This is a genomic window from Exiguobacterium sp. Helios (assembly GCF_014524545.1).
Lineage (GTDB): Bacteria > Bacillota > Bacilli > Exiguobacteriales > Exiguobacteriaceae > Exiguobacterium_A.
In genome coordinates this window covers 2,635,401-2,652,049 of the sequence record NZ_CP053557.1, presented here as the reverse complement: position 1 = coordinate 2,652,049, position 16,649 = coordinate 2,635,401, and the positions used below count along the sequence as shown (strand labels likewise).

Genomic DNA, 16,649 nt, shown 5'->3' with positions numbered 1-16,649 from the left:
TCCGAGATAGGTTATTCTTGTCTCTGCAACTACGAAACCAGATTTAGATCTATGGGGGCTTGAATCATGATGGAATTAACTGAATACAAAGCAGACCCCTTTGCGATTACAACGCGCCAAGCGGAGCTTTTTTATTTCCGCGGACGGAAGGCGCACCGGGAAGGGCGACTGGAAGAGGCGGTCTATCACCTCGACGAAGCGACAACACTTCAGCCGAGTGACATCCGTTACCTTTTACGTTACGCCCGTGTTTTATTCGAGACAGGCGAAATCAATCATGCAAATGATGTCTTGAAACAAGTGCGGACGCTCGACCAGTCAAATACGGAATCCTTGTTTTATTTAGCGAATAACTACGCGCATGTCTCCTTATATGAAGAGGCGAAAAAGTACGCGCTTGAATATTTATCCAGTGCACCAAACGGGAAACACGCAGAGGCATCGGCCGCGCTCGTGGAATTAATCGATCTCGAACAAGAGATGGAAGATGACGATGAGGATGAATTGATTCGTTTACATGCTCAAGCACAACGTCAAATCGATAAAGGGATGCTCTTTGCGGCGCAGGACACATTGGAGTCGTTGATTGCCCAGTATCCGACATTTTGGCCGGCCTATAACAATCTTGCGATCGTCGAGTTTTACCTCGGTGAAAATGATCGTGCGTTTGCTTCACTCGAACAAGTCCTTGATGGAAATCCGGGAAACTTGCATGCTCTCTGTAACACGCTCGTGTTGTTGCATGAGATGGGACAAGATGAAGAAGCACACCGTTTGTCGAACAAACTCGAACACGTCCGCTCTGTGAATCTTGAGACGCGCTATAAGGTCGCTTCAACGCTTGCGATCATCGGTCGCCACGATTTGGCGTACGAAGAACTGAAGTTACTTGAACGTCGCGGCTACCGGGGAGACCCGTTGTTTGGCCACTGGTTGTCGATTTCAGCATTCAAGACGGGACACATCGAAGAAGCGGCTGCGTTCCTTCAATCAGAAGAAGCGCAAGGCATGCGGGAAGAACGGGAAGCTTACGACATCCGTCATAACCTCCAGTTCCGCTCCGCCTTGATCCAGGCCTTGAAGACGGAAGATGATGTCTCGCGGATTTTTACGGCCTTGTTACTCGGCAAGCTGAACGATGAAGAAGCGAAGCTCGCATTATCGATGATGCCGGAAGTGACGGATCATCCGGACGTTTTATTACTGACCGAACAAATCATTCATGAGATGAACGGGGAGCACGAAGTGATCAATGCTCGGATTCAACGTGCCTTGATGACAATCCGTTTGGCGGAACGTTTTGTTTCGGATGAAGAACGAATGAGCCTCGAAGGTGATTTTTACGAACGATTTGCCCGACTCGTCCTGAGCGGTGAGACGTTTGATTCGGTCGAACAGTCGGCTGCGGCCTTGATCTATCTGTTTCACGATGTCCGCGACGGCATGTTGATTGAAGACTGTGCGTCACTCGTTCATGTTTCATTTGATGATACCGCAGCGACGATCCGTTCCTATCAACGCGTTTTGAACCCGGCCCGTGCAAAGTGTTAGACGTTTGTACGATTCTCACCTATACTCAAATTACAACGAAAATACAGATGGGGTGGAATCATGACAGAAACTGAACAGAAAATTTATGACGTCATCATTATTGGTGCCGGTCCTGCCGGCATGACAGCGGCACTTTACGCATCACGTGCGAACCTTTCGACTTTGATGATTGAACGCGGTATTCCGGGCGGACAGATGGCCAACACGGAAGACATCGAAAACTATCCGGGCTATGACAGCATTCTTGGACCGGATCTTTCACAAAAAATGTTCGACCATTCCAAAGCATTTGGTGCAGAGTATGCGTACGGAGACGTTCGCAGCATCGAAGACGGTCCGGCATTCAAGACCGTTCACGCACACAACAAGGATTACCATGCTCGGGCGATCATTATCGCTTCAGGAGCCCAGTACAAGAAAATCGGTGTGCCGGGCGAGGAAGAACTCGGCGGACGCGGTGTCTCCTACTGTGCGGTCTGTGACGGTGCGTTCTTTAAAGAAAAAGAACTGTTCGTCATCGGTGGCGGTGACTCGGCTGTCGAAGAAGGTGTCTACTTGACACGCTTCGCGAAAAAAGTCACGATTGTTCACCGTCGTGAAGAGTTACGCGCTCAAAAAATTCTTCAAAAACGTGCATTCGACAATCCGAAAATCGATTTCATCTGGAACCATACGGTCAAACAGATCAACGAAGATAACGGAAAAGTCGGCGGCGTGGAATTGATCAATACAAAAACAGCGGAAACGACGACGTATCCGATTGATGGTGTCTTCATCTACATCGGGATGAACCCGATCACAGGATATGTGCAGGATCTCGGCATCTTAAACGATCAAGGATATGTCGTGACGAACGAAGGCATGGAAACGAACATCAAAGGTATTTTTGCAGCCGGCGATGTCCGTGAAAAAACACTTCGTCAAGTCGTCACAGCAACAAACGACGGTTCGATTGCGGCGCAAAACGCGCAACACTATATCGAAGCGTTGCTTGAAGAATTACAGGAATCATCACAAGTCTAATTCAAGATCCAGCTTGGTTGGGAAGCTCTTCCATCAAGCTGGCTCTTTTTTTATGTTATACTGAAACGAGAGTAAAAAATACACACGGAACTGTTGTCTGGAGGGCGAAGAGATGGAACAGAATCAACCGCAACTGGTCATCATTACAGGAATGAGTGGCGCCGGAAAAACGGTCGCAATGAACAGCTTTGAAGACTTAGGCTATTTTTGTGTCGACAATCTACCACCGACGTTATTGCCACAATTGATTGAAGTGATTGGGCAGGTGCGTCCGAAAATCGCCGTTGCCATCGATACACGGGCTCGTGATTTCATTGACAGCTTCTTTGTCGTTTATGAAGATTTGAAAAAAACGAATCTGCAAATCCGGATGTTGTATCTTGATGCCCGCAATGATGTACTCGTCCGCCGGTATAAAGAATCCCGCCGGTCGCATCCGTTGGCGCCGACCGCGTCTCCGTTGATCGGCATCGAACGGGAACGGACATTGCTCGAAGGATTCCGCGATAAAGCCCAGTTGCTGATGGATACGAGTGATATTAAACCGCTCGCCTTAAAGGAACGGATCTTAAAAGAGTTTACCGAAGGGGAACGGATTCCGTTCACCGTCAATGTCATGTCGTTTGGTTTCAAGCACGGTCTGCCGCTCGACGCAGATCTCGTGTTTGACTTACGTTTCCTGCCGAACCCGTTTTACATTCCGGAACTCCGACCGAAGACCGGTCTCGATCTTGAAGTCTCGTCTTATGTCATGCAGTGGCCGGAAGCGAAGCTGTTTTATAAAAAGCTCGTCGACATGCTCGAATTCCTGATTCCCCAGTATGAGCGGGAAGGAAAATCGCAGCTCGTCGTGGCGCTCGGTTGTACCGGTGGAAAACACCGGTCGATTACGTTTGCTGAAGCGATCAGTAAAGAGTTTAAGAACCAATACCATATCGTGACGAATCACCGGGATTATGTCCACGCGAAGGAGGAGAGATAATGAAATGGGAACGAAAAGTCGTCGCTATCGGCGGAGGAACGGGCCTATCGACTCTCTTGCGCGGATTAAAACATTACCCGCTTGATATCACGGCCATCGTCACCGTCGCGGATGACGGCGGAAGCTCGGGCCGTCTACGGACAGAGTTTAACATGTTACCGCCGGGCGATATCCGGAACGTCATCGTCTCGCTGTCGAAATCGGAAACGTTGATGGACCGGATCATGCAGTACCGTTTTGAGACGGGAGAAGGTCTGCACGGGCACTCACTCGGTAATTTGATGCTGACGGCAGCGACGCAGCTCTGTAACGGCTCCTTCGTCGAAGCGATCGGTGTCATGGGACAACTCTTGAATGCCGAAGGGAAAGTCTATCCGGCGACGGAACGGACGATTACGTTATGCGCCGAGTTTGAAGACGGAACGATCGTCAAAGGGGAATCCCTGATTCCGAAAGTCGGCAAAGTCATCGAGCGGATTTTCCTCGAGGAAGAGGATGTCCGTCCGGTTCCGGAAGCGATTCAGGCGATTCTTGATGCTGATGTCATCGTCCTCGGTCCCGGCAGTCTCTATACGAGTGTCATTCCGAACGTCCTGATTGAGGAAATCCGGGACGCCATCAGTCAATCGCTTGCGCCGGTCGTCTATATTTGTAACGTCATGACGCAACCGGGTGAGACGACAGCCTTTACGGCAAATGATCACTTGAATGTGTTGGAACGATTCCTCGGTAAAGGGGTGATTGATACAATCATCGTCAACAACGAATCGATTGATGTCAGTTATCTGCGGAAGTATCAAAAGGATCATGCCGACATCGTGACCTATGATGAATCAAGCTTTGAAGAAGCAGGAATTGAAGTACTCGCGGACGATATCGTGGATTATAACCATCACTTCATCCGTCATGACTCGGATGCTGTCGCAAGCCTCGTCATGCGGAAAGTTCTATCCATTCGACGCGTGCGTCAATTCGAAGGGAAGGAGGAACTGACGTGAGTTTTGCATCAGAAGTCAAAAAAGAGTTAACGCAAATCGCGATCACCGATCATGAAATGAAGGCGGAACTTGCTGCCTTGGCCCGGATGAATGGAGCAATCTCATTTGGACTGGGACGTGGACTGACACTGGATATCTCGACGGAAAACGCTTCGATTGCCCGCCGTATTTATTCCTTGCTCAAACGCGCCTATGCCGTCCATCTGGATTTACTCGTCCGGAAAAAAATGCGTCTGAAGAAAAATAATGTCTATATCGTCCGCGTCAAACAACAGGCGGATAAGATTTTACAAGACCTTGGTATTTTAGGGGAAGGGTTTACGATGATCCGTTCGATTAGTGATTCGATCGTCAACGACGAACGGCGTGCGCGGGCCTATCTGCGCGGTGCCTTTTTAGCCGGAGGCTCGTTGAACAATCCGGCGACGTCTTCGTACCATCTGGAAATCTTCAGTCTGTACGAAGAACATAATGCTGCTTTACGCAGCCTGACGAATCAGTTTGATTTGAATGCAAAAGCGATTGAACGGAAAAAAGGACATATTCTCTACATCAAGGAAAGTGAGAAGATTTCTGATTTTCTTAAGCTCGTCGGAGCAACGTATTCGATGTTACGGTTTGAGGATGTCCGGATTTTAAAAGATATGCGGAATTCGGTCAACCGGCTCGTCAACTGTGAGACGGCGAACCTCAACAAAACCGTCGGGGCGGCGTTACGCCAGGTCGAGAACATTAAGTTTCTCGAACGGACGGTCGGACTTGATGTCTTGCCGGACAAATTAAGAGAAATCGCCATCTTGCGGGTGACACATCAAGACGTGACCTTGCAGGAACTCGGTGAGATGGTCGAGAGTGGTTCCATCTCGAAATCCGGGATCAATCATCGATTGCGCAAGATTGATCAAATTGCGGATAAAATCCGAAACGGCGAGTCGATGACCGGGGCTCTTTAGGGAGTAACTTGCGAGATGAACAATAGTCTACTATAATATATAGTCGATGCAACTAAATGTTCGAATTAAGGAGTTTTTGAAATGGCTAATGAGAAAAAACGTATTTCGCTGACAGTTGATGCGAAGTTTGATGAAGTGCTTACGAAAAAAGCGAAAACGATCGGTGTACCAAAAAGTACGCTCGTCGCTTTTGCGACATCGTTGTTCCTGAAACAATTGCAGGCGGAAGAAGAACTTTCACCTCATGCGAACGGAATCTACACATTGATTCGCGAAAACCACGATATCGTATCTGATATCACAGATTTGATCGACTAAAAAATAGGACCTCTGTCCGCGTCTGTTCTGAGAAGAGTGACGCAAAGGACAGTGGTCTTTTTTTGTACACATGAAAAAACCGTCCTCGCAAGTTGCGAAGACGGTCTGATGAAAATTATGCACGTTCCATGACGCGGTCGATTAAACCGTAGTCAGCGGCTGCTTGAGCAGACATGAAGTTATCGCGCTCTGTATCACGCTCGATGACTTCAAGTGGTTGTCCTGTGTTTTCAGCCATGATTTTGTTTAAGTGTTCACGCATTTTGATGATGCGTTCCGCATGGATTTTGATGTCCGATGCTTGACCTTGTGTTCCACCGAGTGGTTGGTGGATCATGATTTCGGCGTTTGGAAGTGCAAAACGTTTTCCTTTAGCGCCGGCTTGAAGCAAGAATGCACCCATTGAAGCAGCCATTCCGATACAGATGGTTGAAACTTGCGGTTTGATGAAGTTCATCGTATCGTAAATCGCCATACCTGCTGTGATTGAGCCGCCCGGGCTGTTGATGTAAAGTGAGATTTCTTTATCTGGATCTTCTGCTGCTAGGAAAAGTAACTGGGCAACGACTGAGTTGGCGACGTTGTCGTCAATCGCGCTCCCGAGAAGGATGATGCGGTCTTTCAGCAAACGGGAATAGATATCGTAAGCACGTTCCCCGCGGTTGGTTTGTTCGATGACTGTTGGAATTAACATAGTCTTTGCCTCCTTATGGTTGGTATGTAGCTCATATTCGACTTGTCCTTATCATAATCCTTTGGTCAATATTGGTCAAAAGATACGCTGTTGGTTTTATATATTTTTCCTGAAACAGTTCCTGTTAAACATATCAGTATAGAAAAAAGGCAATACCGTAAACGGCATTGCCTGAAGATTCAAGTATGGTACACCCGGAGAGATTTGAACTCCCGACACCTGGTACCGGAAACCAGTGCTCTATCCCCTGAGCTACGGGTGCATGTAATTACTGAACAATTAATAGTATACCGACATTTTTTCAGAAAAGCAATACTAGATTTTCAAGTTTACTGATTTTTTGTCAAAACGTAAGAGACGATTGAATGAAGGTCCATCCTATATAATAGAAGCAGAATCTATTTTAATCGGGAAAGGGAGGGGAACGGATGGAACAGAGACAGGAACAAGCACAGTGTCTCGTGATGTCAGCCGCTCAGTTGTTTCAATTGGCGGTGCTGGAAGAGACGCGGGCAGAACTCGAGGAACGATTGTACCGAATCATCCGTCGTGCTACTCGGACTGAACATAATGGAAGAAAAATGATTCCGCCGGATTTAGAGCATGTCGCAGACCGGATTGACTCGTTTGAAGCGGAACTTCTTCAGCAAATACGTTTAGAATCGGTCAGACAGGAAATAGGATATATGGCGGAACAACTCATCATGTACTTAGACGCGGATGGATTACTCAGAACGACCGACGCACGATTAGCAGTTTTGCTTGACTGTGAGGAGTCGACAATCAAGCAGGCACGACAACTGCTTCAGCAATGTGAACCGACCGGAATTGCGGCACGCTCGGAAGCGGAGTGTCGCCTGTTGCATGCCATGGAGCTTGAGGAAGACCGTTTGATTGATCTGGTCGCTGATCTGTCAGACGGGCAATCTCTTACAAACGTCTTGGAAAAGATTAATGACAGGACAGAGCGGAAACAAATGAAGCTACGGATTGAACGGTTACCGAAAACCCCACTCTTACCGACATCGACCACGATGACGATCCCGGAAGCCGATGTCGAGTGGGTCGACGGTCAGGTGCAAGTCAACTGGTATGGCTTAACACTTGATACGTCGTGGACGGATCTTGAGGAAGCAACACCTTTTTTGAGCGCCTATGAACGACGACGCAAAACCTTGCATGCGATTCTGGACGTTATCATTGCGCGGCAAATCCGTTGGTTCAAAAGGGAACTTCATTTAGAACCGTTGACGAAAAAAGAAGTCGCCGAACAAACGGGATACCATCCTTCGACGATTGGTCGGGCGATTGCCAACAAAACGATCCGGACGGTTCAGGGAACCCTTGAGCTTGAGAATTTTTTTGTATCGAAGACGAAAAGCGGCACATCGAGCTTTTTAATCAAGGCCCGAATCGCACAATTGATTCAGGAAGCGACCTCGCCGTTGTCGGATCAACAGATCGTCAACCGTCTCGACCTGGAAGGCATCCGGGTCGCAAGACGGACAGTCGCGAAGTATCGGGCGGGTCTGCACTTGACCCGGTCCGACATGACGAAACGACGAGAGGCGAATGAATGATGCCATCAAAAGAACACACGACCTTAACACTGTATTCACGTCCCGGATGTACGCTATGTGAGGAAGCCGCCTTCTTACTTGATTTCGTACTCGATGAATTTCCGGATTGGACGTTCGAAGAAATGAACATTGAAGAAGATGCTGCGCTCAGTCTCCGTTTTTTATATGAAATTCCTGTCGTCATGCATCAGTCTGAAATTTGGAGTTATGGCAAATTTGAGACAGAGGCGATAAGAAACCGCTTACTTGAAAAAAGTTAAAGGGCGAGGCTTGAATCCTTGTACGAGGGCTGTTATGATGAGGATGTACCAAGTGGGACAAGATATGACACGCGGGACGTAAAGTGTCCAGCAACTTGAGAGGAGCGGGAATACATGATTCGGCAGTTAGTACAGATCCAAAAACGAATCGTGCCTGATCTGATCGAAGAAATGCAGACACGTTACGACATACTTCATTATGTCCGGCTCATGCAGCCGATTGGCCGGCGGACCCTGGCAACAAGCCTCGGCTTGACGGAACGGGTATTACGCCGGGAAGTGGACTTCCTGAAAGAGCAGGGATTGCTCGAAGTGGCGACACAAGGAATGTCTTTGACGGATGAAGGGCGGATCGTCTTACGAAGTATGCACAGCGTGATGGCAGAACTGGCCGGTATTTCTGACATGGCGAAAGCCTTACAGGAAAAACTGGGTGTCCGGGATGTCGTCATCGTACCAGGGGATTCGGATCAAACCTTCTGGGTGCAACGCGATATGGGACGTGCGACGGTCGCACGCTTGAAACGGGAACTTTCTTCAGAAGTACACAACACGATTGCAGTCACAGGAGGTACGACGATGGCTTCCGTCGCGGCGATGATGTCGCCCGATAAGGAAAACCGTCCGATGACGTTCGTGCCGGCACGTGGCGGCTTAGGCGAAACCCTTGAATTGCAAGCGAATACGGTCTGCTCACGGATGGCATCCCGTGCACAAAGTGATTATCACTTATTGCACATACCAGACATGGTCAGTAAGGAAACGTTTGTGAAGATGGTGGAAGAGCCAAGCATTAAAAATGTGTTACAAATGATTAAAGATGCCTCAATCGTGGTACATGGAATTGGTGAGGCAAAAACGATGGCAAAACGTCGTCGCGCTTCGACCGAGTTACTGGAACAGCTTGAACAGGAACATGCGGTAGCGGAAGCATTTGGTTATTACTTCGATCGGGACGGAAAAATCGTGCACCGGGTGAAGACAGTTGGTCTTCAACTCGACGACTTAAAACAAGTCGAACACGTCATCGTCGTCGCCGGAGGACATTCTAAAGCAGAAGCAATCAATGCGTATGTCAAACAGTCCCCGGACATCATCCTGATTACGGATGAAGGGGCAGCAACAACGATTTTGAAAGGGTAGCCCCCTTTTGAATAATAGATAACTCGCTTTACATTAAAAGGAGGAAAATTATCATGGCAGTAAAAGTTGGTATTAATGGATTTGGACGTATCGGACGTTTGGCACTTCGTCAAATTCTTCAGTTTGACGGAATCGAAGTAGTCGCAATCAATGACCTTACAGACACTAAAATGCTTGCACACCTCTTGAAATATGATACGACTCAAGGTCGTTTCGACGGAGAAGTTGAAGTACACGACGGTTACTTCCTCGTCAACGGTAAAGAAATCAAAACACTTGCTAACCGCAACCCAGAAGAACTCCCATGGGGCGAGCTCGGTGTTGACATCGTTCTCGAATGTACTGGTTTCTTCACAGACAAAGAAAAAGCTGAGCTTCACTTGAAAGCTGGAGCTAAGAAAGTCGTTATCTCAGCACCTGCTACTGGCGACATGAAAACAGTTGTCTTCAACACGAACCACGAAATTCTTGACGGAACTGAAACAGTTATCTCTGGTGCTTCATGTACTACGAACTGTCTCGCGCCTATGGCTAAAGTTCTTCAAGATCAGTACGGAATCGTTCAAGGTCTCATGACAACGATCCACGCTTACACTGGCGACCAAAACACACTCGACGCTCCACACCCTAAAGGTGACTTCCGTCGTGCACGTGCAGCGGCAGCTAACATCGTTCCTAACTCAACTGGTGCTGCTAAAGCAATCGGTCTTGTTCTTCCAGAACTTCAAGGTAAACTTGATGGCGCAGCACAACGTGTACCAGTTGCTACAGGTTCACTCACTGAGCTCACAACAGTTCTCGAGAAGAAAGTAACAGTTGAAGAAGTTAACGCGGCAATGAAAGCAGCAGCTAACGAATCTTACGGTTACACTGAAGACGAAATCGTTTCTTCTGACATCGTTGGTATCTCTTACGGATCACTCTTCGATGCAACACAAACGAAAGTCGTTACAGTCGGCGACAAACAACTCGTTAAAACAGTTGCTTGGTATGACAACGAAATGTCTTACACTAGCCAGCTCATTCGCACACTCAAACACTTCGCAGAAATCGCTAAGTAATTCGAGCAATTAAATAGCAATTGAATAAGAGCGGAAACGATACAGTCTCCGCTCTTATTGCGGAAAAAAGTCTGGAGGGGCGCATCAGCCCCTCACTATACGTATGAGACGGAGGACGAATGTATGAATAAGAAATCAATTCGCGATATCGATGTAAAAGGAAAACGCGTGTTTACACGTGTGGACTTCAACGTACCGCTAGAAGACGGCAAAATCACAGATGATACACGGATCCGTGCTGCCCTTCCGACAATCAAACACTTGGTTGACGGTGGAGCGAAAGTCATCCTCGCAAGCCATATGGGACGTCCAAAAGGCGAGAAAAACCCTGAGTTCTCACTTGCACCAGTCGTAGCACGCCTTAGCGAACTGCTTGGTAAGGACATCAAGCTCGTTGAAGAAGCATACGGTCCGGTCGCTGAAGAAGCGGTCAGCAAGCTTGAAGAAGGAGACGTCATCGTTCTTGAAAACGTTCGTTTCTACCCAGGCGAAACGAAAAACGATCCTGAACTCGCAGAAGGTTTTGCGAAACTTGCAGACGTTTTCGTCAACGACGCATTTGGTGCAGCGCACCGTGCGCACGCTTCTACAGAAGGAATCGCACACCATGTCGAGACAGCTGTAGCAGGATTGTTGATCGAAAAAGAACTTCAGGTTCTCGGTAAAGCCCTCTCAAACCCGGATCGTCCGTTTACAGCGATCATCGGTGGTTCGAAAGTCGCGGACAAAATCGGCGTCATCGATCACTTGCTTGATATCGTCGATACGTTGATCATCGGCGGAGGATTATCTTATACATTCCTTAAAGCTCAAGGTTATGAAGTCGGTACGTCACTTCTTGAAGTTGACAAAATCGAACAGGCGAAGGAATTCATGAAAAAAGCAGAAGATAAAGGCGTTAAATTCTTGATGCCGGTCGACTGTGTCATCACGAAGGAATTCGGCGAAGAAACATACGTCGGACCACGCGATATCGACAGTATCCCAGCGGATCATATGTCACTCGATATCGGTCCGAAAACAATCGAACTGTATGCAGAAGCAATCAAGGATTCGAAACTCGTTGTCTGGAACGGACCAATGGGTGTGTTCGAACTTGATAAATATGCAAACGGAACAAAAGGTGTCGCTCAAGCATTAGCGGACAGCGATGCATACTCGATCATCGGTGGTGGAGATTCTGCTGCAGCGGCTGAGAAATTCGGTCTTGCAGATAAAATGAGTCACATTTCTACTGGTGGCGGCGCAAGCCTCGAGTTCATGGAAGGTAAAGCTCTTCCAGGTGTCGAAGCGCTTAACGACAAGTAATCTAAAGTTCACAAGGGAGTGTTTTCAATGCGTAAACCAATTATCGCAGGTAACTGGAAAATGAATCTTACCCTCAAGGATGCTGTGGCATTCGCTGAGGAAGTCAAAGGAACTGTACCCGCTTCTTCGAAAGTCGACGCGGCTGTCTGTGCACCGTCTGTATTCCTTGCACACTTGACAGAAGCGACAGCTGGAACGGACCTGAAAATCGGCGCTCAAAACATGTATGACCAAGAGAGCGGCGCATTCACAGGTGAAATCAGCCCAGTGATGCTCAAAGAACTTGGCGTAACATACGTCGTCCTCGGTCACTCAGAACGTCGTGAGTATTTCGGAGAAACAGATGCGTTCATCAACAGCAAAACGAAAAAAGCATTTGAGCATGGTATCGTGCCAATCGTTTGTGTCGGTGAAACACTCGAAGAACGCGAAGGCGGGAAATTCGAATCAGTCATCCGTGAACAAACAACGAACAGCTTGAAAGGCTTAACAGTCGATCAGGTTAAAAACCTTGTTGTCGCATATGAGCCTGTCTGGGCAATCGGAACAGGAAAATCAGCAACAGAACAAGATGCACAAGATTCTTGTAAATTCGTTCGCGATGTCATCGCAGCTGAATTCGGTACGGAAGCTGCAGAAGCAGTCCGCATCCAGTACGGCGGCAGTGTCAAACCGGACAACATCAAAGAATATATGGCTCAGCCTGACATCGACGGTGCTTTAGTTGGTGGCGCAAGTCTTGAGACAGGATCGTTCCTCAAACTGTTGGAGGCGATTTAAATGAAAAAACGTCCAGTCGCACTGATCATCCTTGATGGTTTCGGTATGCGTGACGAGGAGTTCGGAAATGCTGTCACGGCAGCAAACAAACCGAACTTCGACCGGTACTGGGAACAGTACCCGCATACGTTGTTGAATGCGCAAGGAGAATACGTCGGTTTGCCTGAAGGTCAAATGGGGAACTCAGAAGTGGGTCATTTGAACATCGGTGCAGGTCGCGTCGTCTACCAATCGCTATCCCGAATCAACAATGCCATTAAGGATCGCTCGTTCTTCTCGCGTCAAGCGATGAACGATGCGGCAGGTCACGTGAAAAAATACGGTTCAGCCCTTCATATCTTCGGTCTGGTCTCTGACGGTGGAATCCACAGTCACATCAACCACTTGTATGCCGTGCTTGAATTCGCAAAACTTCACGAAATCGAAAAAGTCTATCTCCATGCCTTCACGGATGGCCGCGATTGTGATCCGCAATCAGGAGCCGGTTTCCTCCGTGATGCCCAAGCGAAGATGGACGAGTTAAACGTCGGTCAATTCGCAAGTGTCTCTGGTCGTTATTATGCGATGGACCGCGACAACCGCTGGGAACGCGTCAAGAAAGTCTATGACGTCATCACGTTCGCAGACGGTCCGACAACAAAAGACCCAATCGCGATGGTCGAAGCTTCGTACAAAACAGACGTTACAGATGAGTTCATTGAACCAACGGTAGTCGTGCAGGAAGACGGTACTCCAGTAGCACCGATCCACGATAACGATGCGATCATGTTCTTCAACTATCGTCCGGACCGTGCGATTCAGCTCGCCAAGACGTATAAAGAAAAAACAGGCTTCAATGGTTTTGAATTGCCGGACAATGCGCCGAAGAACCTGCTGCTCGTCTCGATGACGAAGTACTCGGATGCGATTGATACGGACATCGTCTTCCCACCGGAAGACATCAAAAATACGCTCGGTGAAACGTTATCGAAACAAGGCCTTAAACAATTGCGGATTGCGGAAACTGAAAAGTACCCGCACGTCACGTTCTTCTTTAACGGTCAACGTGAAGAGCCGTACGAAGGAGAAAATCGGATTCTGATCCCGTCTCCAAAAGTCGCGACATACGACTTGAAACCGGAAATGAGTGTCTATGAAGTCACAGAAGCGCTCGTTGACGCAATCAACTCGGACGAACATGACGCAATTATCCTCAACTTCGCCAATCCCGATATGGTCGGTCACTCGGGTATGCTCGAGCCGACGAAGAAGGCGATCGAAGCGGTAGATAAATGTCTTGGACAAGTCGTTGATTTGATTCTCAGCAAGGGTGGCGCAGCCATCATCACAGCCGACCACGGGAATGCGGACAAAGTCCTCAATGCCGATGGTAGCAAGATGACGGCTCACACGACAGAACCTGTTCCATGTATCGTCACGGTCGAGGACGTCGAACTCCTTGAGCCATTGACTGGCGTATTGGCAGACTTGGCACCAACTGTTCTCGATTTACTCGGAGCAGATCAACCGGCAGAAATGACGGGGAAATCGATTGTATTAAAGAAATAATCCCGTCAATCGATCGACTTGTCACTGTCTCACCACAAACTAATCTTTCTCAAACAAAAAGGAGCGAATTTAAATGTCAATGATTACAGAGATTTATGCACGCGAGATTCTTGACTCACGCGGTAACCCAACAGTAGAAGTAGAAGTATATACAGAAGACGGCGGCTTTGGTCGCGCACTCGTCCCATCAGGCGCATCAACTGGTGAGCACGAAGCAGTTGAGCTTCGCGATGGCGACAAATCACGTTACCTCGGTAAAGGTGTCTTAAAAGCAGTTGACAACGTCAACGAAAAAATCGCACCTGAAATCATCGGTTACGATGTTTTCGACCAAGCAGGAATCGACAAAAAGATGATCGACCTCGACGGTACGAAAAACAAAGGGAACTTCGGCGCTAACGCAATCCTTGGTGTTTCTATGGCTGCTGCACGTGCTGCTGCAGATGAGCTTGGTCTTCCACTTTACACGTACCTCGGTGGATTCAACGCGAAAACATTGCCAACTCCAATGATGAACATCATCAACGGTGGATCACACGCTGACAACAACGTTGATTTCCAAGAGTTCATGATCATGCCTGTTGGAGCTCCAACATTCAAAGAAGCTCTTCGTATGGGTGCTGAAATCTTCCACGCGTTGAAATCAGTTCTTAGCGGAATGGGTCTTAACACAGCAGTCGGTGACGAGGGTGGATTCGCTCCAAACTTGAAATCAAACGAAGAAGCAATCACAGTTATTCTTGAAGCAATCGAAAAAGCTGGCTACAAAGCAGGCGAAGATGTTTACCTCGCTATGGACGTCGCTTCTTCTGAGTTCTACGATAAAGCAGCTGGAAAATACAACCTCGCTGGCGAAGGCAAAGTCCTTACAACAGAAGAGCTTGTTGAATTCTATGCACAACTCGTTGACAAATACCCAATCATCTCAATCGAAGATGGCTGTGACGAAAACGACTGGGATGGCCACAAACTTCTTACAGATCGTATCGGACACAAAGTCCAACTCGTTGGTGATGACTTGTTCGTAACAAACACAGAGAAACTCGCTGAAGGTATCGAAAAAGGCATCGCGAACTCGATCCTCATCAAAGTTAACCAAATCGGTACGTTGACTGAAACATTCGACGCAATCGAAATGGCGAAAAAAGCTGGTTACACAGCAGTTGTTTCTCACCGTTCTGGTGAAACAGAAGATTCAACAATCGCTGACATCGCTGTTGCGACAAACGCTGGTCAAATCAAAACTGGTTCACTTTCACGTACAGACCGTATCGCGAAATACAACCAACTTCTCCGCATCGAAGACATGCTTTCAGACGTTGCTGTCTACGACGGAATCAAATCATTCTACAACCTCAAGAAGTAATTTTGGGTTGATGATGATCTGAAATGGGTCTGAAGTTTGTTGTACAGCATAGGTTTAGTGATTCTGAGTTATGTAATACAGAAAAATGAACTTAGTCGTACAACGATTACAGCTAAAACCTCCTATTTATGTGTGATGTATACACACTAATAGGAGGTTTTTTTTTATGTTGATGATTGATTTGTTAAAAGAATTTGAGTTTGATTTAAAAATTAGAAACTACTCAAAACAGACTATTTCAACCTATAACTACAACGTTATCCAGTTTGTAAATTATCTGAATGAACAACATCAAATAACGGATATTGAGGATATTTCTTCTCTGCACGTAAAAAAGTTTATCCAGTATCATTTACAGATAGGAAATAAAGCGTCTTATATCAACACAATCATCAAGTCGCTTCGTTCATTTTATGTATATCTAGTTCAAGAAGAATATATTTCATTTAATATCTTATCAAAAATAAAATTATTGAAGGAAGATAAAACAATCATCAAGACTTTTACAGATCAAGAAGTTTCAAAAATGATTGAGTCGTATGATTTTAAAAACTTTTTAAATGCTAGAAATAAAGTAATTGTTGCCATGTTTGCTGACACTGGTATTAGAATGAGCGAATTAATAAATTTACAGTCTGATTTCGTTCACGATACTACTATGAACATTTTTGGTAAAGGAGCTAAATGGAGATTTGTCCCTATTAGTTTAATTTTAAAAAAGTACATGATTCGTTATGAGCGGATTAAGCAATCATACTTTATTAATAAGAGACTAGAGCATGCTAATTACTTCCTCTCACGAAGCGGAAGACCTATAACAGGTGTACAGATAGAAAATATTGTTAGGAAGGCAGGGAGGGATGCTGACGTTAGACAAGAATAAGATGTTCACCGCATACGCTAAGACATTATGCTATCCAATCTAATTTGAGAAATGGACTTGATTTGTATAGCTGTTCTAAAATTGCGGGTCATGAAAATATACAAGTAACAAAAAGATATTTAGAAGGATTAGAGTCCGAAAACATAATAGAAATGGCTTCTAAATCAAGTCCGCTAATGAATATGAAATAATTTATTAAAA

16 protein-coding genes, 1 tRNA gene and 1 pseudogene are annotated in these 16,649 nt (G+C 46.8%); 16 read left to right on the top strand and 2 right to left on the bottom strand.

What is annotated here, in order from left to right; translation table 11 throughout:
• Positions 1-66 precede the first annotated feature (66 nt).
• The 6 genes from HNY42_RS13810 (at position 67) to HNY42_RS13785 (ending at position 5,825) form a co-directional block, all read left to right on the top strand.
• The gene (locus tag HNY42_RS13810) at positions 67-1,551 is read left to right on the top strand and encodes a tetratricopeptide repeat protein (RefSeq protein WP_188004670.1); all 1,485 of its coding nucleotides are present in this window, start codon (positions 67-69) and stop codon (positions 1,549-1,551) included.
• Positions 1,552-1,611: 60 nt separating this feature from the next.
• On the top strand, positions 1,612-2,574 hold the full coding sequence (trxB, locus tag HNY42_RS13805) for a thioredoxin-disulfide reductase (RefSeq protein WP_131502191.1): 963 nt from the start codon (positions 1,612-1,614) through the stop codon (positions 2,572-2,574).
• 112 nt (positions 2,575-2,686) lie between these two features.
• A complete protein-coding gene (gene rapZ, locus HNY42_RS13800) occupies positions 2,687-3,556 on the top strand; it encodes an RNase adapter RapZ (protein ID WP_131502190.1) in 870 nt (289 codons plus the stop codon).
• Positions 3,556-4,554: a gluconeogenesis factor YvcK family protein gene (gene yvcK / locus HNY42_RS13795; protein ID WP_114595117.1), complete on the top strand. Its 999-nt coding sequence runs from the start codon at positions 3,556-3,558 to the stop codon at positions 4,552-4,554. Before rapZ ends, yvcK begins: the two co-directional genes overlap by 1 nt.
• Positions 4,551-5,507 carry a DNA-binding protein WhiA gene (gene whiA / locus HNY42_RS13790; protein ID WP_131502189.1) on the top strand — a complete coding sequence of 319 codons (957 nt, stop codon included), beginning with the start codon at positions 4,551-4,553 and terminating at the stop codon, positions 5,505-5,507. The genes yvcK and whiA overlap by 4 nt, the downstream gene beginning before the upstream one ends.
• 81 nt (positions 5,508-5,588) lie before the next feature.
• Positions 5,589-5,825, top strand: a complete 237-nt coding sequence (locus HNY42_RS13785) for a hypothetical protein (protein ID WP_012371268.1) — start codon at positions 5,589-5,591, stop codon at positions 5,823-5,825.
• Between the two features lie 115 nt (positions 5,826-5,940).
• Here HNY42_RS13785 and clpP read toward each other — a convergent pair.
• Together clpP and HNY42_RS13775 are read right to left on the bottom strand one after the other, a co-directional pair.
• A pseudogene (clpP, locus tag HNY42_RS13780) lies at positions 5,941-6,528 on the bottom strand (ATP-dependent Clp endopeptidase proteolytic subunit ClpP); the annotation flags it as partial.
• Between the two features lie 177 nt (positions 6,529-6,705).
• A tRNA-Arg gene (locus HNY42_RS13775) sits at positions 6,706-6,781 on the bottom strand.
• Between the two features lie 166 nt (positions 6,782-6,947).
• Between HNY42_RS13775 and HNY42_RS13770 the strand changes: the two genes are divergently transcribed.
• The 10 genes from HNY42_RS13770 to HNY42_RS16390 all read left to right on the top strand — a co-directional run bounded on the left by HNY42_RS13770 (position 6,948) and on the right by HNY42_RS16390 (position 16,639).
• Complete coding sequence (locus HNY42_RS13770) at positions 6,948-8,099, top strand: RNA polymerase factor sigma-54 (protein ID WP_188004669.1); 1,152 nt, start codon at positions 6,948-6,950, stop codon at positions 8,097-8,099.
• Positions 8,096-8,359 (top strand): glutaredoxin family protein, encoded by a 264-nt coding sequence (locus HNY42_RS13765; protein ID WP_188004668.1) that lies wholly within the window; start codon positions 8,096-8,098, stop codon positions 8,357-8,359. Before HNY42_RS13770 ends, HNY42_RS13765 begins: the two co-directional genes overlap by 4 nt.
• Positions 8,360-8,473: 114 nt before the next feature.
• The gene (locus tag HNY42_RS13760; protein WP_131502186.1) at positions 8,474-9,502 is read left to right on the top strand and encodes a sugar-binding transcriptional regulator; all 1,029 of its coding nucleotides are present in this window, start codon (positions 8,474-8,476) and stop codon (positions 9,500-9,502) included.
• Positions 9,503-9,555: 53 nt separating this feature from the next.
• A complete protein-coding gene (gap, locus tag HNY42_RS13755; RefSeq protein WP_188004667.1) occupies positions 9,556-10,563 on the top strand; it encodes a type I glyceraldehyde-3-phosphate dehydrogenase in 1,008 nt (335 codons plus the stop codon).
• Between the two features lie 123 nt (positions 10,564-10,686).
• Positions 10,687-11,871: a phosphoglycerate kinase gene (gene pgk / locus HNY42_RS13750; protein ID WP_131502185.1), complete on the top strand. Its 1,185-nt coding sequence runs from the start codon at positions 10,687-10,689 to the stop codon at positions 11,869-11,871.
• Positions 11,872-11,898: 27 nt separating this feature from the next.
• Positions 11,899-12,651 carry a triose-phosphate isomerase gene (gene tpiA / locus HNY42_RS13745; RefSeq protein ID WP_026827585.1) on the top strand — a complete coding sequence of 251 codons (753 nt, stop codon included), beginning with the start codon at positions 11,899-11,901 and terminating at the stop codon, positions 12,649-12,651.
• Complete coding sequence (gene gpmI, locus HNY42_RS13740) at positions 12,652-14,199, top strand: 2,3-bisphosphoglycerate-independent phosphoglycerate mutase (protein ID WP_188004666.1); 1,548 nt, start codon at positions 12,652-12,654, stop codon at positions 14,197-14,199. It abuts the gene before it with no gap.
• 73 nt (positions 14,200-14,272) lie between these two features.
• Positions 14,273-15,565, top strand: coding sequence for a phosphopyruvate hydratase (eno, locus tag HNY42_RS13735; RefSeq protein WP_114595125.1), 1,293 nt, complete (start codon positions 14,273-14,275; stop codon positions 15,563-15,565).
• 166 nt (positions 15,566-15,731) lie between these two features.
• Positions 15,732-16,448, top strand: a complete 717-nt coding sequence (locus tag HNY42_RS13730) for a tyrosine-type recombinase/integrase (protein WP_255508355.1) — start codon at positions 15,732-15,734, stop codon at positions 16,446-16,448.
• Positions 16,449-16,492: 44 nt separating this feature from the next.
• Complete coding sequence (locus HNY42_RS16390; RefSeq protein ID WP_370528944.1) at positions 16,493-16,639, top strand: hypothetical protein; 147 nt, start codon at positions 16,493-16,495, stop codon at positions 16,637-16,639.
• Positions 16,640-16,649 lie beyond the last annotated feature (10 nt).